Origin of the sequence: Algoriphagus machipongonensis, from assembly GCF_000166275.1 — a bacterium.
In the GTDB taxonomy this organism is placed as follows: Bacteria; Bacteroidota; Bacteroidia; order Cytophagales; family Cyclobacteriaceae; genus Algoriphagus; species Algoriphagus machipongonensis.
In genome coordinates, this window is sequence record NZ_CM001023.1 from 304,296 (window position 1) to 323,942 (window position 19,647).

The 19,647-nt window shown below is 38.0% G+C and carries 15 protein-coding genes; 10 read left to right on the forward strand and 5 right to left on the reverse strand.

What is annotated here, in order from left to right; genetic code table 11:
* The first annotated feature begins 201 nt into the window (after positions 1-201).
* The 4 genes from ALPR1_RS01390 (at position 202) to ALPR1_RS01405 (ending at position 6,097) form a co-directional block, all read left to right on the forward strand.
* Positions 202-1,770 carry an arylsulfatase gene (locus ALPR1_RS01390; RefSeq protein WP_050776352.1) on the forward strand — a complete coding sequence of 523 codons (1,569 nt, stop codon included), beginning with the start codon at positions 202-204 and terminating at the stop codon, positions 1,768-1,770.
* A 164-nt stretch (positions 1,771-1,934) separates the two neighbouring features.
* Positions 1,935-3,122, forward strand: a complete 1,188-nt coding sequence (locus ALPR1_RS01395) for a helix-turn-helix domain-containing protein (protein WP_008197895.1) — start codon at positions 1,935-1,937, stop codon at positions 3,120-3,122.
* 249 nt (positions 3,123-3,371) lie between these two features.
* The gene (locus ALPR1_RS01400) at positions 3,372-4,427 is read left to right on the forward strand and encodes an HAD family hydrolase (RefSeq protein WP_008197896.1); all 1,056 of its coding nucleotides are present in this window, start codon (positions 3,372-3,374) and stop codon (positions 4,425-4,427) included.
* 47 nt (positions 4,428-4,474) lie between these two features.
* Positions 4,475-6,097 carry an arylsulfatase gene (locus ALPR1_RS01405; protein WP_008197897.1) on the forward strand — a complete coding sequence of 541 codons (1,623 nt, stop codon included), beginning with the start codon at positions 4,475-4,477 and terminating at the stop codon, positions 6,095-6,097.
* A 283-nt stretch (positions 6,098-6,380) separates the two neighbouring features.
* Here ALPR1_RS01405 and ALPR1_RS01410 read toward each other — a convergent pair whose 3' ends face one another.
* On the reverse strand, positions 6,381-7,223 hold the full coding sequence (locus tag ALPR1_RS01410; RefSeq protein WP_008197898.1) for a DUF2490 domain-containing protein: 843 nt from the start codon (positions 7,221-7,223) through the stop codon (positions 6,381-6,383).
* 370 nt (positions 7,224-7,593) lie between these two features.
* Between ALPR1_RS01410 and ALPR1_RS01415 the strand changes: the two genes are divergently transcribed.
* The 5 genes from ALPR1_RS01415 to ALPR1_RS01435 all read left to right on the forward strand — a co-directional run bounded on the left by ALPR1_RS01415 (position 7,594) and on the right by ALPR1_RS01435 (position 12,517).
* Positions 7,594-8,382, forward strand: a complete 789-nt coding sequence (locus ALPR1_RS01415) for a hypothetical protein (protein ID WP_008197900.1) — start codon at positions 7,594-7,596, stop codon at positions 8,380-8,382.
* 128 nt (positions 8,383-8,510) lie between these two features.
* Entirely contained in the window at positions 8,511-9,992 is a 1,482-nt protein-coding gene (locus ALPR1_RS01420; RefSeq protein WP_008197902.1) for a hypothetical protein, read from the forward strand.
* 162 nt (positions 9,993-10,154) lie between these two features.
* Positions 10,155-11,222, forward strand: a complete 1,068-nt coding sequence (locus tag ALPR1_RS01425; protein WP_008197903.1) for a hypothetical protein — start codon at positions 10,155-10,157, stop codon at positions 11,220-11,222.
* Between the two features lie 74 nt (positions 11,223-11,296).
* Positions 11,297-11,938: an outer membrane beta-barrel protein gene (locus tag ALPR1_RS01430; RefSeq protein WP_040302435.1), complete on the forward strand. Its 642-nt coding sequence runs from the start codon at positions 11,297-11,299 to the stop codon at positions 11,936-11,938.
* A 75-nt stretch (positions 11,939-12,013) separates the two neighbouring features.
* Entirely contained in the window at positions 12,014-12,517 is a 504-nt protein-coding gene (locus ALPR1_RS01435; RefSeq protein ID WP_008197905.1) for a hypothetical protein, read from the forward strand.
* A 6-nt stretch (positions 12,518-12,523) separates the two neighbouring features.
* Here ALPR1_RS01435 and ALPR1_RS01440 read toward each other — a convergent pair whose 3' ends face one another.
* Positions 12,524-12,967, reverse strand: a complete 444-nt coding sequence (locus ALPR1_RS01440) for a DoxX family protein (protein WP_008197906.1) — start codon at positions 12,965-12,967, stop codon at positions 12,524-12,526.
* A gap of 170 nt (positions 12,968-13,137) precedes the next feature.
* Between ALPR1_RS01440 and ALPR1_RS01445 the strand changes: the two genes are divergently transcribed.
* A complete protein-coding gene (locus ALPR1_RS01445) occupies positions 13,138-13,995 on the forward strand; it encodes a glycoside hydrolase family 16 protein (RefSeq protein WP_008197907.1) in 858 nt (285 codons plus the stop codon).
* A gap of 4 nt (positions 13,996-13,999) precedes the next feature.
* On the opposite strand, the gene rluF is transcribed toward ALPR1_RS01445, so the two are convergent.
* The 3 genes from rluF to mfd all read right to left on the reverse strand — a co-directional run bounded on the left by rluF (position 14,000) and on the right by mfd (position 19,571).
* Entirely contained in the window at positions 14,000-14,731 is a 732-nt protein-coding gene (gene rluF / locus ALPR1_RS01450) for a 23S rRNA pseudouridine(2604) synthase RluF (RefSeq protein ID WP_008197908.1), read from the reverse strand.
* Positions 14,732-14,816: 85 nt separating this feature from the next.
* Positions 14,817-16,040, reverse strand: coding sequence for a gliding motility lipoprotein GldJ (gldJ, locus tag ALPR1_RS01455; protein ID WP_008197909.1), 1,224 nt, complete (start codon positions 16,038-16,040; stop codon positions 14,817-14,819).
* A gap of 177 nt (positions 16,041-16,217) precedes the next feature.
* Positions 16,218-19,571, reverse strand: coding sequence for a transcription-repair coupling factor (gene mfd / locus ALPR1_RS01460; protein ID WP_008197910.1), 3,354 nt, complete (start codon positions 19,569-19,571; stop codon positions 16,218-16,220).
* Positions 19,572-19,647 lie beyond the last annotated feature (76 nt).

A 19,647-nucleotide genomic window follows, 5' to 3' on the forward strand; every position in this document is an offset into this window, starting at 1 on the left:
TTGTTCGATGGTATTTTTTCCTAAAAGAAAAATATCATAAATGTGTTTGTTATCATAATGAAAACAATGTGATTTTTTTATTTTAAATCTTTTACGTTTGATTTTCTTTTTAAATGGAGATAAATTTTAAAATCTAGTATTTAAAAATTGTCTTTTGAAAAGATTAAAATTAAATTTTGAAGTATCAAATTCTTCCCTGTTATGAAACATAATTTATCAATTTTAAAACTTGTCATCATGATGCTACTTTTTGTCCCACTCCTGGGGCAGGCACAAGAAAAACCCAATATCCTGGTGATTATGGGCGATGACATTGGTTATTGGAATCTTAGCTACAACAACCGTGGAATGATGGGCTACCGTACTCCAAACATCGACCGTCTGGCAAATGAGGGAGCAATTTTCACAGATTATTATGCTGAGCAGTCTTGTACTGCTGGTAGAGCCGCATTTATAACTGGGCAAATGCCGGTAAGAACGGGTTTGACTAAAGTAGGAATTCCTGGCGCTGCTGTTGGGATCCAAAAAGAGGATCCAACTTTGGCGGAATTATTAAAACCTATGGGCTATGCCACAGGTCAGTTTGGGAAAAACCACTTGGGTGATAAGGATGAATTCCTTCCTACCAATCATGGTTTTGATGAGTTTTTTGGAAACCTATATCACCTCAATGCTGAGGAAACCCCAGAGAATCCATATTACCCAAAAAACCCTGCATTTAGAGAAAAATATGGGCCTAGAGGTGTAATAAGAAGTACGGCGGATGGTAAAATCGAAGATACGGGACCATTGACCAAAAAGAGAATGGAAACGATAGATCAAGAGGTTTTAACAGCCGCAGAGAGCTTTATTGATCGTTCAGTGGATGCAGACAAACCATTCTTTGTTTGGTTTAATACCACTAGGATGCACTATGTAACTCATGTTCCTGAAAACTATTCCGGTAGAACAGGCCTTGGAGAATATGCAGATGGTATGGTTCAGCATGACGATCAAATCGGACAATTGCTGGACAAATTGGATGAAATGGGTATTGCAGATAATACCATCGTTCTTTATACCACAGATAATGGTCCACATTTTAATATGTGGCCTGATGGAGGAATTACTCCTTTCAGAGGAGAGAAAAACACCAACTGGGATGGTGGTTACCGTGTACCAATGATTATCCGCTGGCCAGGAAAAATCAAGCCCGGTACAGTAATCAATGAAATTGTGGCTGGAAATGACTGGATGCCAACCTTAATGGCAGCTGTAGGTGAGTCAAATATCAAAGAAAAACTGAAAAGTGGCTATACAATTGGTGATATGACTTATAAGGTTCACCTAGATGGTTATAACATCTTGCCCTTCTTAACTGGAGAAAAAGAAGTCACGAAGGATCAATATGGAGCGACCAATTTTCCAAGAAGAGAATTCTATTATTGGAATGACGATGGACAATTAGTGGCGATGAGATATGACCGTTGGAAATTGGTATTTATGGAACAACAGGCCGATAAATTTGGAGTTTGGATGTACCCATTTGTACAATTAAGAATTCCTTTGATTTTCGATCTAAGAATGGATCCATTCGAAAGAGCACAGCATAACTCCAATAGCTATTATGCATGGATGGAGGAGATTATCCAATTTGCTGGCGGTGCTTCCCAAGGCATAGCAGGTGAAATGGTAAAGACATTTGTCGAGTTTCCTCCACGTCAAAAACCAGATTCATTTAATCTGGATGCAGTTCTTCAATCTTTGACAGCAGGTCAGGAAGGAAATTAAAGTTTGAAAATTTATTTAAAAATGGAGCGTCCACAAGATGCTCCATTTTTTTTCCTTTTTTTTGAGAATCAATGAAGAAAGATCGATTTACATGGATTTTGATTTGAAAAACAAACATCTGAAATCATCAAAAAATTGTATGAATCATTAACTATTAAGTTTGGATGCAACTAGAACTAAATTTCTTCAATATCATCTATCTCCTTTCTTGTTCTATTGGATTTATTTTGGGTTTAGTTTTATTAACCTTTGGGATAAAGAGAAAGTCTACGAGTATCCTTTTGGGTTTAAGTTTTTTATTCCTCTCCTATGCCATTTTATTGGCGGGACTAATTGATTCTGGTTTGATCATTCATTTTCCTAATCTTTTTAGGACTGGAAATGTGGCCGCTTTGATTTATTCTTTTTTGCCCTTTGTATACATTCAATATTCCTTGTTTCAGCCAAAATTTAGGGTTTGGCATTTAATTCACCTTCTTCCAGCGATGATTTTCATCATAGATTTTATGCCGGTATTTCTATTGGATACAGCGGATAAAGTCGCAATGATTTCTTCACAGGTCAATGATCCTTCTTTAATAGTCAGTTATACTCAAAGCAGATTTTTCCCAGACAATTTCCATACTGAGTTTAGAACTATCCTGATCAGTATTTATTGGATTATCAGTGTCATTCTCGTTTGGAAGTATAAAAACAAAAATCCCCAGCTTGGAAATAAGCAAATCTTATTCAGATGGATCCAGACGTATTTGTTTTTTCAGCTAATCATTATTGCTCCCTTTTATTTAACATTTCAAAGCTCAAACAGTGATTTGGCGTATAAAGCAGTTCATTTTTCTGGTGCTCTAATGAATTTGGGTACAGGTATTTTTCTTCTTTATTTTCCCAACATTCTCTATGGGACCAATTTTTATAGGAAAAAGTCCAGCGCTTTTGACAAAGAGGATTTTCAGACATCTAAGGATGAAAAATCTGTTGAAATCGATCATGAAAAAGCGGAGGAACTCAGTAAGACTTTGGACGAACTCTTAAAAACCCAAAAGGTATATCTTAGAAAAGGCTATTCAGTTTATGATCTGGCGAAGGATTCTGGGATTCCACATTATTTGCTTAGTCAGTTTATGAATCAGCACCTGGGAGTTTCATTTCCTGAATTTATCAATAAGGCAAGAGTGATCCATAGTTGTGAGCTTCTCGATCAAGCCCAAACAGAGAATTATACTTTAGAAGCAATTGGAGAATTGTCAGGATTCAGCAATCGGAATTCTTTTTCTTCTGCTTTTAAAAAAGTGACAGGTAAATCTCCTTCAGTTTACCTCAAAGAGAGAGGATCCATCCGAGATGAAGGATAAGCACCATTTTTTATGCACAAATAGCCCTGATTTTTGCACATTCAAGAAGACTGAATAAAAGTTGCTTCTTTTAGTTATTTATCTTGATCAGTCCTATTTCCTTGTGAGAAGTATTAGTTGGGGTAAAGATTAACTGAAAGTTATTTTTTATCCTTTTTAAGCATTTAACTATTACATAATAGGATTTTAATTATCCAATTTCTAATTTATAGAACCTTTTTATTTATCCATATTCACCTTTTTCAGATTATGAGACATCTATTTTCTGGTAAACTGGCCAAATTAATTTTCTTCCCAGTAGCAGTTTCAATCCTTATTTCATGCGGGGCTCCAGAAGAAAAGACCTCTAATACCTCTGCAACTTTAGATGCTGCTGAAAGTTCCACTGATTTTTTGTCGTCTTGGCAAGATGGGCCAAAGAATAAAATTATGGATTGGGTTAAATCAACTACGACAGAAGGCTCTACAGATTTTATTCCCGAAAAAGACCGAATTGCAGTTTTTGACAATGACGGGACACTCTGGTCTGAGCAGCCCTATTATTTCCAATTGGCTTTTGCTATTGATGAAGTAAAAAGATTAGCTCCCGAGAATCCTGATTGGGAAAAAGACCCTTCGCTCAATGCTTTAATCAAGGGGGATATGGCAGGCTTTATGGCCGGTGGAGAAAAAGCACTTCTTAAAGCTGTGGCAGTGACCCACTCCGAGATGACTGTGGATGAGTTCGATGCTAGGGTGAAAAACTGGATCAAAACGGCGACCCATCCCAAAACAGGTAAGCATTATAATGAAATGATTTTTCAACCCATGCTGGAATTGCTCCAATATCTAAGGGCAAATGGGTTTAAGACATTTATTGTTTCTGGAGGCGGTATAGACTTTATGAGGGCTTGGACAGAAGAGGCATATGGAATTCCTCCTTATCAAGTGGTTGGTTCTCAATTTGGATTATCTTATGTGGACACTACAGCTAGTCCCGAATTGATCAAGATTCCAGAACTTGTTTTTTTGGATGACAAAGGTGAAAAACCTGTTGGGATTTACCGAAATATAGGGAAGAGACCTGTTTTTGCCGGTGGCAATAGCGATGGCGACTACCAAATGCTTCAATATACTTCCACTGGAGACGGCGCTCGCTTTGGATTAATAGTTCACCATACCGATTCCGTGAGAGAGGTTGCATATGATCGTGAATCACATATCGGCCAATTGAATAAAGGGCTTGATGATGCCGCAAAATACAATTGGCTAATTGTGGATATGGCGAAGGACTGGAAAGTCATTTACCCCTATGAGTTGAAGTAGTTTTAATTAGCAAATTTTAAACATGTAATAACTTTTAATTTATATCTATGAAACAAAAATTATCAATTTTAAAAACTGCCATTTTTGCCTTGTTGTTTTTGCCTTTTTTGGCGAATGCACAAGACAAACCAAACATCGTCGTCATTTGGGGCGATGATATTGGGTATTGGAATGTGGGTGCATATACCCATGGAATGATGGGTAGAACTCCAAATATTGATGGAATTGCCCGGGATGGAATGCTTTTTACAGACCACTATGGACAACCAAGTTGTACTGCAGGTAGAGCAGCTTTCATCATGGGGCAATTACCTGTTAGGACGGGAATGACTACCATTGGTATTCCAGGTTCAACACAAGGAATCCAAGCTGTAGATCCTACTTTGGCACAAGTACTGAAAGCACAAGGGTATGCTACCGCTCAGTTTGGTAAAAACCACTTGGGTGATAGAAATGAGTTCTTACCTACGATGCACGGTTTCGATGAGTGGTTTGGTAACCTATACCACCTGAATGCTGAAGAGGAGCCAGAAGAATTGGATTACCCAGGACAGAAAAATCCTGCTTACAAAGAAAAATTCGGTCCTCGAGGAGTTTTGCATACTTGGGCAACTGATACCGATGATCCTACTGTAGACCCTAAGTTTGGTAAGGTTGGTAAGCAAAGAATCGAAGATACCGGACCTCTTACCCGTAAGAGAATGGAAACTATCGATTCGGAAGTAACTGATGAGACTTTGAAATACCTGGACAGAGTGGGCAAAGAAGATAAACCATTCTTTGTTTGGTACAATACCACTGCCACCCATATCTGGTCACATAGTACCAACAAATACATCCAAGCTGCTGTAGACGAAGGACGCGCAGAGGAAGATGTAGTTCGTGCGAAAATGATTGAGCATGATGAATTGATTGGTAAGATTCTTCAGAAGATCAAAGACATGGGAGAAGAAGATAACACCATCGTGATCTACTCTACAGACAACGGTAATGAGTTGATGTACTGGCCTGATGGTGGTTATGCTCCATTCCGTGGTGAAAAAGGAACTACTTGGGAAGGCGGTCTGAGAGTGCCTATGTTAGTAAAATGGCCAGGTAAAATCCCTGCTGGTACTTATTCGAATGGTATCCAAAGTCATGAGGATCTTTATGTTACTCTTGCAGCGGCTGCAGGTGCTCCAAACTTGAAAGAAGAACTTTTAAATGGGAAAGATATTGGAGGGACTACCTTCAAAACCCATTTAGATGGCTATAATAATCTGGACCTATGGACAGGAAAAACGGATAAGTCAGCCCGAAGAGAAATGTTCTACTACGATGAATCCGATTTAATGGCAATTCGAGTAGATGCCTGGAAAATGCACATTGGGGTGAAGCATGGAGGAAGCTGGTTTGATGAAAAATCATACCCTAGTGTACCCTACATTGTGAATCTATTGATGGATCCAATGGAAAAAATGACTCCTGATTCTGAAGAATGGGGATATGCAGGTCGAAAATTTGTAGCTCAAAAACTTTGGGCACCTACTGCTGCTGTTCCATTCATTCAAGCACATTTGAAATCTTTATTAGATTATCCACCAAGTCAGGGTGGTGAGTCTTTGAATATGAAAGCATCTATAGAGAGAGCAATGAAGGCGATGGAGCAACCAACTGGTGGAGTCCACTAATTTATAATTTCATTGATGATCTTAACTCATCAATTAGCATTTCAAAGGCAGGTCCATTTTCAAAATGGCCTGCTTTTCTTTTAGTTCTTTTTTCTAATCCCTTAGCCTCATTCTAACTCAAACCGAAGAATAAAAGGGGAATCCAAATGGATTAATCTATAGATGTTGAGTTAATAGTTTTCAGTCTCAGTCACCAGATTCGCTATGGCTATATAGATTATCAGTCATTTTACTTTCAACCGGTAAAACATAAAAGTTGATGACATAATTATAGTCAATCTCCTTAATTCACATCATTACTTACCATATCAAAAGTCTCTCTCACTTTCGGTTGGAAGTTCCATTTCAAGGCTACGGTCGGTCCATAATACACATCAAACTGATTTCCATTTGTTCTTAACTGCATCTGAGCAATGATCCCTGTGAGCATGGTCAGGTTTTTGGTCAATCCAGCTGAGTAATACACGGATTGTCGAAAAATGTCGAATCGGTTTTTGGCATATTCCTTTGAAGGGAATTTGAACATGATCTCCGTATAATAAGAGATGTTCTGAGATGTGAAAATTGGGTTTTCCTTTTGTTTGAGGTAATGATTGACACCAAAACGTCCTCTTAATCGAGGGATGGTGCGTTTGATACCATTTTTATCATCGAAAAATTTTGTCTCGAATCTCACTTGTTCGAACAGACTTCCTTTGGGCATTTTTTGCATATAAGTTCCCATCAGTATCAATCGCCTTTCTAGAATTTCTGGATTTCCAGCCTCCTCGATCTCATATTTCTTATTTCGTGCGTAGCCAACATAAAACTTCATATGTTTAAATCCTGAGTAAACCAGCCAAGGCCTGACAACAAAGCGCTGCACATAAGCATAAGGGTTTGAATTGGTATAAGCACCTTGTGAGACTAATTGTACATCTACCTGGCCTGAAATTTTCCATTTGGTTAGTAAAGGAAAAGCGACATCAATCTCAGATATCGAGGCGGGAATAAAACCTAATTTGTATTGAGGTTCAGATTGGGCAGACAATTTAAAAGGGTTCAATAAATTGAAAAAGAGTGCAATACAGCAAAGGATTGTCCAGTTAATTTTTTCTTTGCCAGAATTTTTATAGAAGCCTTTCATGAAATTTATGACAGTAATAAACCCAGTCTAAATAGTTGCTGAATTTAATCTAATACTCGAAATATTTGATCTTTTAATGAACCAGAGGTGGAATTTTAAATAGATAAATTTTCCCGTATTTAATTTTCATCATTTGGTTGATATTGAGAGAATCTTAGAGTAACCGAATTAGGTTGATAAACTCCCTATACATCATATGATTTCTATTACAAGGAGAGCAATCTGAAAACCTTTTTTTATATAGAAATTACTTCGAAATAAGTCAGATTCTTGATCATAAATAAAAATTGTCAGCTACAATTCTTTAAATTTAAAAACATTAAGATTCATTTTTATTTAATAATTGAACCCAAAGCAATAATTAAAAACCATGAAAAAAATTATACTAAGTGCTTTTTTTCTTTTAGCCATTTTTCAATTTGGATTCGCTCAAGATGATGCAGCAGAGTTGGCTAAAAAACTTGCGAACCCTATCGCATCGCTGATTTCAGTTCCTTTCCAAAACAATACGGATTATGGAATAGGATCTTTGAAAGGAAGTAGAAATACAATGAATATTCAGCCGGTTGTTCCAATTTCAATCAATAAGAATATAAACATGATCACTAGGATTGTTGTCCCGGTAATCACTCAATATAATATCACCGCTCCAGGCGAAAAGCAGGCTGGTTTGGGTGATGCGGTCATGTCTGCTTTCTTCTCTCCTACAAATTCAGAAAAACTTACTTGGGGGGTTGGTCCAGCTCTTTTGCTTCCTGTAGGAACAAATGATTTCCTTACCACTAAGAAATTTGGAATGGGGCCAACGGCAGTTGCTTTGAAGCAGATGAATGGATGGACAGTGGGAGGCTTGATCAATCAAATCTGGTCAGTGGCAGGTAATGCAGAAAGACCTGATGTCAGTCAAATGTTTGTTCAGCCATTTGTCAACTATAACTGGAAGTCAGGGGCAGGAATTGGAGCAAATATGGAATGGACTCAGAATTGGAAAGCTTCAACTTCGACGCTTTGGTTAAATCCTACAATCTCTGCCGTAACTTCTTTAGGTAAGCAAAAAACACAATTTGTTGTTGGTCCAAGGTTAAACCTCGCAGCTCCAGAGGGAGGCAAGGCAGATTGGGGTTGGAGAGCGGTAGTGATATTCTTGTTTCCAAAATAAGTTGAGGTCAATGAATAAGAATTTCATTCTGCAGTTGTGTCAATCTATATCAAATGATCATGGCTTCAGAAGCCTTAAATGAAATTCATTTTAGAAAATTATTGTCTTAGTGATTTTTTCTCCTGAATATGAAGTCATCTACAAAGATATTTTTAGATAGGACGAGCCATGATGTTTCCGCATGGAGGGTTTTTGTTATTGGGCTTTTATTGCTGTTAATCTCATGTGGACTAAAGGCGCAAGACACAAACCACTGGGGTAATCAATTTGGAACTCGAGCGGCCTTGCTTGGAGGAGCTGTTTTATCAGACACCACTGACAATGCCGGTGTTTTTTATAATCCTGGAAATTTAGCCTTTTTGGATACGACTAGTTTGTCCCTAAATGCCAATTTGTATGGTTTGGAGAATATTAAAATTGAGAATGCCTTAGGAGAAAAAGCAGATTTTAAAGGACTTCAGTTCAATACAGTTCCCTTGCTAATTAGCGGAGCTTTAAAATTGAAGAATGGATTTCGTTTGAATTATGGGCTTCTGACTCCTGTAAGTTTTAAATTTAATGGGGTAGCGAGAATTGATCGTTTAAGTGATTTAGTGGAAGAAAGTGAAAGCCCGGGTGAAGAGGAATTACTAGCCGAGTCTTCCATCAATACCAGAGTTCAGGAAACGACTCTTGCCTTAGGAGTATCTAAAAAAATAGGTCCGAGATTAGGGATAGGATTAACATTATTGAATACGATCAGAACTGTGGATTTTACCTACCAGTTTTCAGGAAAAACCTTAACAAATGAGGTGGACCCCTTATTAATTTCGAGAACTTCTAATGAGTTTGTACACTACTTTAATATCCGTACTGCTCTCAAAGGTGGAATTAACTATCAAGGACAAAATTATGGTCTTGGATTTACTTTGACCACACCAGGCATTAAAGTGCTTGGAAATGGGACGGTAGCTAAAGATTTGACTTTGGTTAATAATAAATTAGAAATCTCTGACAATAGAATTTCTGCTTATGCTTCAGATCGTCAAGAAAAATTGAAATCAAAATATAAGTCGCCTTTGGAATTGGCTATTGGAGGGCATAAAACTTTTGGAAAAAATACACTTTCAATTAATGTCACTCATTTTTTAGGAATAGACAATTACAAGATTATTGAGGCAGAGCCGAATCAATTGATAAGACCAGATATTATTGAAGGGATTACCAGTTCAGATTTTCTAAATGTTGAGACATCGATGAAATCAGTGACCAATTTTTCAATTGGTATGGATCATTATGTCAAACCAAGTTTAAGCTTTTTAGGAAGTATTAGGTCTGACTTCAGTTACTTTGATCCTGACTTAGTTTTGGGAGATCAGCTGAGGACGGAAATTACCCAATGGGACATTTTCCATTTGAGTTTTGGTGCTGTAAAAAGAAATGAGCAGAGTAATTTGACCATTGGGCTGACCTATAGTTTTGGAAGTACCGATTCTTATGTTCAGGAAATCAATTACTCAGAAACTAATCCAAACCCACCTCTTGAAGGCACCTTTGCCATTACAAAAGCCAAGTATTCCAATATTGGGATTCTAATTGGCTATAGTCTGTATTTTAAGAAATTGAATTAAGAAATGGAGGAATCCATCTGGAATAAAGCTTATATGGTTTATATATTTTCTCTTTAAAAATTGAATTTTCACCAATGCAAGAAATCAATGAATATCTGGAAAATTCTGGAGATGGCATTTAATTAATTAACTTAATAAGAACAAAACCAAGAAGTTTAACGAATGGAAAGAGGGCAATACAGAAAAAAATCATTTTCCTTTTGGGGGATATTTGCGTTGGTTTTCAGTTTATTTTTTTTGTTCCAATCTCAGCTATTTGCTCAGGGAGCCCAGAAGATTTTTAATGATGTTCACGATGAATATTTTGATAGCCTAAAACAAATAGATTATCCGATGGTTTTTCCGATTCTAGGAAAAGGAGCCTACAAAAGGGGGTACGACTTACCTTATGCTTGGGGAGTCAGTGGTATTTATTTTACACAGCGTCAAGAAATAACCATTGAGAAAACGCTCATTGGGTTCAACAACAGTGAGATGATAGATGTAAGTAGCCTGATTAAGTTTGGGCCTACGATCGCCAATACCAATGCCTATACTATAAGGCCTGATTTGTGGGTTTTACCTTTTTTAAACGTTTATGGGATTATCGGTGGAGGAACCACCCAAACTGATGTGACTTTATTGAGTCCAGTAGGTTTTGAAACAAGTCAGAAGTTTTCCGTAGATAGCTATGGTTTAGGAGCCACTCTTACGGGTGCTTTTGGCCCGATTTGGATTGCATGGGACAACAATTACAATTTCGCAGATGTGGAGGTAGTAGTAGAACCCGTTCCCGCTTTTAATAGTAGTTTGAGAATTGGTCATGCTATTCCCGATGTGAATCACCCCGAGAGAACGCTTTCCATTTGGGCAGGGGTTTTCTATCAAATAATTCAAAACGACACCCAAGGTAATATTGCTGTATCAGATATATTCCCAGGATTTGGAGAAGGTAATTTCATTGCAATGTTAAACGATTGGGCTGATGGTCTGCCACCAGCACAAAGAGTTGTAGTCAAGCAAATTATTGGGAAATTGGAAGATGCTGCAGAAGGAATAGATACTTCTGATAGCTATATTGATTATAAACTAGACAAGAAAGTAACAGCACCATTCAACATTATTTTAGGCGCACAATATCAATTCAATAAGAACTGGATGTTGAGAACAGAACTAGGTGTATTTGGTAAAAGAAGTCAGTTCTTGCTGAATCTGAACTGGAGATTTCCAGGATTCAAAAAAATGAAATAATGAAAATAAAACGCTCAGTTCTCCTAATAGTCTGCTTTTTTTGTCTTCATCAAGTTTCAAATGCTCAAGTAATAATGAGTTTAATTTTTGGTGATAAGTTGAATACTGAGGACAATACCTTTGGATTGCATGTAGATTACAGCTTAAATGGGATTACAAACATTGAAGATTCTAAAGCATTAGGTTTGGGCTCTTTGAATTTAGGCTTGTTTTTCAGCCGGAAGTTTGATGATAATTGGGCTTGGAATTTGGAATTATTAGGTAAATATGTCAGAGGAGCAGCAGGAGTTCCAGCTTATTCTCTAATGGATCCAGAACTGGATGCTCTTTATTCAGGAACCAAGTTCGATCGAAAAATAAGCTATTTAAGTGTGGCTCCTACCATTCGATATTTAACTGATATGGGGTTGTTTCTTGAAGGAGGGGCACAGTTTTCTTGGAGGACAAGGAAAGCAAAAGACTATTTTGAGAAGAAAGTCCCAGATGGAGAACTGTCCCTGGAAGTGGATGTTAGAAATCAAATCAATCAAATCGATGCTTCCTATATTGTGGGTGTTGGGGCTTTCATCGGGAAGTATAAGATAGATGCAGTGGGTATCAGATATGTAGGAGGAATAGTGAATGTCATGAAAAACCAGGGAAATAATAAACATTCTCAGGTTGCCATCTATTATAACCTTCCAATAGGAAGAGGAAAAGTTGGTTTGAAGGATTAAACACCAATCGTTTCAATTGGTTCAAACATTTCGTTATAGGGATAAGCTTTCCTCCTATCTAAAAATTAGCATTCTATGAAAATCTTTCGGGAAATTTTTCTTTTCATAATTCTCTTGGGTTTATTTTCCTGTAAAGAAGACAAAGACATATTGCCGCTCAGTCCGCTTGAAGGAATTTGGCAGCGTGCAGTTTATAATTCCGATCAAAAAGTCTTTTTTATCTTCCAATATATTTTTCAGACAGATGGCACATTGGAGAAAAGTATTTTGATTAGAGAAAGTGAGACTACCAACATACTAGGTTATTACAGTAATGCAATTGGAACATACGAACTCCGTGGAGAGTCCTATACAGAGAATATTTCCAAGATGTATGAGTTAAAATTGGATGCATACCTCATATATGTTCCAAAAGAAAATCTTCAGGAAACGGAGGTTACAGGCACCTACCCCATAACAGGTAGTATGATTTTTTCTCCAAATAACAGAACTTTTGATTTGGTGTATCCTTGCAATGATACTCCTAATGGAAGAGTAAATAGTTGTGTTGGAGCCCTGACCTATAAAAGAGTTGATTAAAAGGTATTAACCATTTGGGTGTTTTTTCATCCAATGATCTACAGAGAATTTACCTGAGCCATATATTAAGAAGACAAACAAAAGGATGAGCGTAAGTAGAGATAACTCAAACTCCAAATTGTTTGAAACTGAGAGAAATCCTTGTTGGCTATTGACAAATAGTACCGCTCCCAAAAGAATCGGAATTTGAACGCCCACAGCAGCTCTGGTCATTAAGCCCATGGCTATCAAAATACCCCCCATCAAATGTGCAAAGGCCACTACATGAGCCAACCCTAGATTCACAAATTGTAAATCAGCATTTTCCATCAAGGCTAAAAGAGCGTCCGTATTGGAAATGAAAAGAATCCCTTTGTAAAGGATAAAAAGGCCTAAGAGAATTCGCAAGAAGTCAATCCATTGGGGATGGTGAGTATCTGCCCAATGCTCAATTTTAGAAACAGTATTCATGGCTTTTTGGGTTTTGGTTATACTATTTATACGTGAAAAATGAAAATAATGGTTTGAAAACCAGATTGTTAAGATATTTGGCAATATTCATATAAAGACAGAACTTTTTTCAAAGGTCCGAGACTGGAAGTAAAAAGTCTGGAAATATTCATATAAAGCAGTAATTTTCGATGAACCTCATACTCAAGCTCGTGAAAAGACTCTTATTAAGTATTAGCTCTATTTTTTTATTTCAAAACGCAATCAGCCAGCAGGTTCCTTCTGATTACACCTTGGTCTGGGAGGATGAATTCACTAAAGAAGGTAGTGTAGATCGGGAATATTGGAATTTTGAGAAAGGCTTCGTCCGGAATAGGGAACTTCAATGGTATCAGGAATCAAATGTCAATCAAAAAAATGGGTTTTTGCACTTTGAAGGAAGAAGGGAACAAGTGAAAAACCCGAATTATGAGGCAGGAAGTGAAAACTGGAAGAAATCTAGAGAGTATGCAGAATATACTTCCTCCAGTATTAATACAAGAGGGAAATTTGAATTTCAGTATGGGATTTTAGAAGTAAGGGCAAAGTTTGATACCTCATCGGGTATGTGGCCTGCTATTTGGACTTTGGGAGTGTCAAAACCTTGGCCTGCCAATGGTGAGATAGATGTATTGGAATATTATCAAGTTGAAGGGTCTCCAACCATATTGGCCAATTCAGCCTGGGCCCATGAAACGAAAAGAGCAGCTTGGGATGATGCCAAAATTCCATTTTCAAAATTTCTATCAGAGGACCCTCAATGGGCAGAGAAATTTCATGTTTGGAAGATGGACTGGAACGAGGAATATATCAGGATTTACCTGGATGATGAACTTATTAATGAAATTGACTTAAGCAAAACAATCAATCCGGATGGTTTTAATCCTTTTCATCAGCCTCATTATATCCTGCTAAACTTGGCTTTAGGTTCCAATGGAGGAGATCCAAGTTCCACCGTTTTCCCAAAGGAATATGTCGTAGACTATGTGAGAGTCTATCAAAAAAAGTAAAGGTTCAGTCTACAGTTTTGGAACTTTCTGATACTAAATCATTCAATTCCTTTAATTCACTTGCAGTTAAATCTCTCCATTTTCCTACAGGAATATCCAGGTGTACATTCATGATTCGGATCCTCTTCAACTGTCTGACCTCATAGCCCAAATATTCACACATTCTCCTAATTTGTCTATTGAGTCCTTGGGTAAGAATAATTCGAAATTTGACTTTAGAGATTTTTTCCACCTTACAAGGGTCGGTGACAGTATCTAGGATAGGTATTCCTGCCCCCATTTTCTGAATGAATCGATCAGTAATGGGTTTGTCCACCGTGACGATATACTCCTTTTCATGGTTGTTTTTAGACCGAAGGATTTTATTGACAATATCTCCTTCACTCGTCAGAAAAATCAAGCCTTCACTATCCTTATCCAAGCGTCCGATTGGGAAAATCCTTTGTTGATGCCCGATATAATCAATCATATTGTTTTTCTCAGCCTTGGTATCTGTAGTAGAAACAATTCCTACGGGCTTATTGAAGGCAATGTAAACATGGTCTTGGATAGGCTTTCCTACAGGCTTTCCATCCACGCAAACAACGTCTTTTGGCATTACCTTGGTACCAATTTCAGGGATCTTGCCATTTAGCGTGATTCTACCTGCTTCCAGTAATTTATCCCCTTCTCTTCGGGAGCAAAACCCTACTTCGCTCAGGTATTTGTTAATTCGGATGCCCTGCTTTTCTTCCATAAGTCAAAAATCTTGGATTTTTGGGAAATAAAAAAGCCCCGAAGAGTATTACATCTTCAGGGCTATTTCAGTTAGTTATTTCTTTTTATTTTCCTTTTTCTCCGATGGAAATCATTGCACATCTGAAACCAATTGCATTTGTAGCAGAGTCTTGGTGCATGAATCTACGGGTACCTGGAGAAAGCCAGTAGGCTACATCTTTCCAAGAACCACCTTTATAAACTCTAAATTCATCGCTCAACATAGAAGTTTCGTAGTTCTCAATTTCATCAAAAGATCCATCTTTTCTCAAGGGGTTCAAATCATCAAAATCTTGATAAGATAGTGGTCGGTAAACATCATATACCCACTCATTCATATTACCTGCCATATGATATAATCCAAAATCATTTGGAGCCATATCGTAAACATTGGTTGGAAGGATTTCACCGTCATTTCTTTGATTACCAGCGATACCCGCGTAATCACCACGACCTCTTTTGAAGTTGGCTAAGAAATCACCTTGCTTACCTTTTCTTTTCACATTGTAAGGGTTTCTAACGCCTCTACCATCCCAAGGATAGATTCTACCGTACTCTTGATTTTCATCCAAGTACTGCGTACCAATCATCGCCTTAGCTGCATATTCCCACTCACCTTCATTAGGAAGTCTGAAATCAGCCATCGCCACACCTCTTTCAATCAATTGATTTTTGGTAAAGGAAGAGTCGATTCCTCTTTCTTCTCTCACTAGCTCCTGAACATATTCTGTTCTCCACTTGGAATAAGCATTTGCTTGCACCCAAGAGACACCAGCAACAGGATAGAAATTAAAACCTGGGAATCTGAAATAATAAGATTGGTATAAGTCATTGAATGACATTTCACCTGACCATACATCTTCAGAAGGTTCTAATTTTAAGATGGAATCAGCACTGACATTTTTCTTCATATTGAAAAGGAATTCACGATAATCATTGTTCGTGATTTCTGTTTCATCCATGTAGAAATTTGAGATAGTTACTGTTCTCTCCAAGTTATCGCGGAATGCCATAACATCTTCCTCTTGCGTACCCAAAACAGCACGTCCACCCTGAATAAATTTCAAGTTGGGTCCAGGAATTTGTTCAGCATTTTTCGCCACGAAAAAATTGGTGGAGTCATTTTCTTCAAAGCTGAATTCTGCACCTGTGGTCGCGCTTGTTTTACCGGGCTTATTGGCAGTCCTTCTACCATAACCTGGAGTTTTGTTACAAGAGGTAAGAATAGAACCAGCCACAATAACCATTGCTGCGGTCCACATTCCCCAAGATTTGTTACTCAGACGCATATTTATAAGTATTTAAGGTCTTGATCAATTCGTAAATATAGAAGCTATACGGGCTACTTCCAATCGTTTTTTATGTCAGCAAGATTGATAAATGCACTTTAACATGCAAAATCTCAATTTATCTGCAAAATCGGTATGGGAAACTACAATATTTATGCCAGTTAAACTTTATTAAAATCAAGCCTCTGACATCTCATTTAAGGCATTTTGGGCTTTTGAAATGGTTGAAATTTCCGCAACTGTAAGAATCAAACGGTTTTTATGTTCTTTTATTTTGCTTCTCTTGGCATGAATCTGTACAAATTTCATGATTTTTCCGAAAATTTCGGAAGAATAAAAATCATCTCTTGATGATGGAAGCAAATAACACTTCATTTGATTTCCCTTTAGCATAAGCTTTTCTATCCCTAATCGTTCGGCCATCCACCTCAGTCTCACTGTTTCCATCAAGTCTTTCACGGATTCTGGTAATGGCCCAAATCGATCTGCTAGCATAGTAGAAAATTTGGCCAATTCTTCTTCATTTTTGATAGCATCTAACTTGGAATACAGACCAAGCCGCTCTGAAATATTGCTGACGTACTCTTCAGGGATCAACAGTTCCAAATCCGTCTCAATTGTACAATCCTGAACCAAGACTTTGACTTTTTCTTTCAGGTCCACCTCAAATAATGCTGCGAATTCATTCTCCTTCAATTCAGTGACAGCCTCATCTAGGATTTTATGGTACATCTCAAACCCAAGGTCTGTGATAAATCCACTTTGCTCCGCACCAAGAAGATTGCCGGCACCTCTGATATCTAAATCTTTCATGGCCACTTTAAAGCCATCTCCCAGATCAGAAAATTCCTCTAATGTTTGAAGTCTCTTCCTTGCTTCAGGTGTAAGTCCAGACATCGGTTGAGTCAATAAAAAACAAAATGCTTTCTTATTACTTCTACCTACTCTTCCCCGCATCTGGTGTAAGTCACTCAATCCAAACATATGAGCTCGGTTGATGATGATGGTATTAGCATTAGGAATATCCAAACCTGATTCGATGATATTGGTAGAAACCAGTACATCGTATTCATGGTGGATGAAATCGACCATGATTTTTTCCAGTTTTTTTCCATCCATTTGACCATGAGCTCCTATCACTCGGGCATCTGGAACCAATTTCATAATCAAATTCGCGATGCTATCAATCTCACCCACACGGTTGTGGACGAAAAATACCTGCCCACCTCTTCGTAATTCATAAGCCACTGCATCACGGATGGTTTCTTCCTGAAATGTCGCCACCTCAGTAGTAACAGGTTGCCTGTTTGGTGGAGGTGTTGCAATTACCGAAAGGTCTCTTGCCCCCATTAGTGAAAAATGCAGCGTTCTGGGGATAGGTGTTGCTGTTAAAGTAAGTACATCTACATTTACCCTTAGATTTTTCAACTGGTCTTTGACTTTGACACCAAACTTTTGCTCCTCATCAATGACTAGGAGACCCAAATCTCTGAAGACGATATCCTTGTTGACAATCTTGTGGGTTCCTACTAAAATGTCGATTTCACCAGACTTGACCTGGGAGATAATTTCTTTGATTTGCTTTGCTGTGCGAAAACGGTTGATGTATTCCACCTTCACCGGGAGATTTTCCAGCCGTTCGCTAAAGGTCTGGTAATGCTGCATCGCCAAAATGGTCGTTGGAACGAGCACTGCAACTTGCTTTCTGTCATTTACGGCTTTAAATGCTGCTCGAATTGCGACTTCTGTCTTACCAAAACCTACATCTCCACAAACTAGGCGATCCATGGGGTAGGATTTTTCCATATCGGCTTTGACATCTTCTGTTGCCAAGGCCTGATCGGGGGTATCCTCATATATGAAAGAGGATTCCAGCTCCACCTGAAGAACAGAGTCCTTGGTAAAGGGATAGCCATTTGCTGACCTCCGTTTGGCATATAGTGCAATCAAGTCCTTTGCAATATCCTTGACCTTGATTTTGACTCTTTTCTTTTTATTGTCCCATTCTGGAGATCCGAGCTTCGACATGGAGGGCATGGTGCCTTCCTGACCTGAATACTTGGATATTTTATGAAGAGAATGAATGTTGACGTACAAAAGGTCATCGTCTCGAAAGACCAATCTTACTGCCTCTTGGAGTTTTCCATTTACATCCACTTTTTCTAAGCCTGCAAACCTACCGACTCCATAATCTACGTGCACAATGTAATCTCCGGGATGAAGTGCCTTTAACTCCTTAATCGTAAGGGCCTTGGATTTACTCGCTTTGTTTTTGGTCCTATATCGATGAAATCTCTCAAAAAGCTGGTGATCGGTATAACAAACTAATTTAAGTAGTCGGTCCTCAAATCCTTCTCTCAAGCCTAAGAGCATGCTTTGTACCTGAAGTGTAGGGTCCAGCTCTCTAAAAATGCCTAGTAAGCGCTCAATTTGTTTTTCATTTTCTGCAGTCAGGATATTGATAAATCCCTTCTTCTCGTTTTCAGAAAAGTTTTCTACCAGAAGGTCAAAATTCTTATTGAAGGAAGGCTGAGGTTTACTTTCCCATTGAATTTGCTTGCTGTTTTTTAAATAAAATTGTCTGCCAAACTCAATCTGTGAATGTTTGCTCACCAATTCAACCAAGTCTTTTCCTTTGTCAAACAAATCTTCTGGTTTCAGCATCAGCTTATCTGTTTGAGTTTGCTGGGCGATCAAATCAAAAGACTGCTCCGCTTTATGAAAACACTCATCCATCACATCCAAAGTCAATTGATAATCTTTGTGCCATACTCTGCAATTTTCTGGCAGAAAGCTCAGGAAAGATTGACGTACTTCTTGAAGAAGTTTGGTTTGTACATTCGGGATCAAGGATATTTGATCCACACTGGCAATGGACAGCTGACTTTCTGGATCGAAAGTTCGGATACTTTCTATTTCTTTTCCGAATAGTTCTAGTCGGTAAGGGTTTTCATTAGCAAAAGAAAAGACATCCAAAATTCCCCCACGAATAGCAAACTGACCTGGTTCATATACGAAATCAGTTTTTTCAAAATCATAGCTGGTTAGAATTTCAGAGACAAATTCCATATCCACCGATTCACCTACTTTCGCTATAAAAGTATTTTCCTGTAGCGATCTTTTATTGATTACTCGTTCGTAAAGAGCCTCTGGATAGGTAATAATAATCCTTGATTTCTCTTTGGCTTCCAGCACCATGTTCAGCATTTCTGCTCGCAAAAGTACATTGGCATTGTCTACTTCCTCGTATTGATAAGCCCTCTTAAAACTAGAAGGAAAAATCATGTGTTCTTCTGTGTCAAGCAGGTTTTGTAAATCCGAGTTGAGGTAGGCAGCTTCCTCCTTATCCTGTGCTACAATAAGGTGATATCCCCCATGTTCCTGAAAATAGGAAGCGAGCAATATCATATCCAAACTTCCGGAAACTCCTTTTAACTGAATTTTAAAGGGTTCCTCTTGGTTCAATTCATGCGCAAGAGTCTGAAAAATCGGGTCAGATTTATATAAAGAAAGAAAAGACTGTCGATCCAAAATGGTGGTTTTTGTATGGGATGATTTAAGAAGACAAATTTAGGGCATTCTACTGTCTTTTGGGCTAAATTGAATT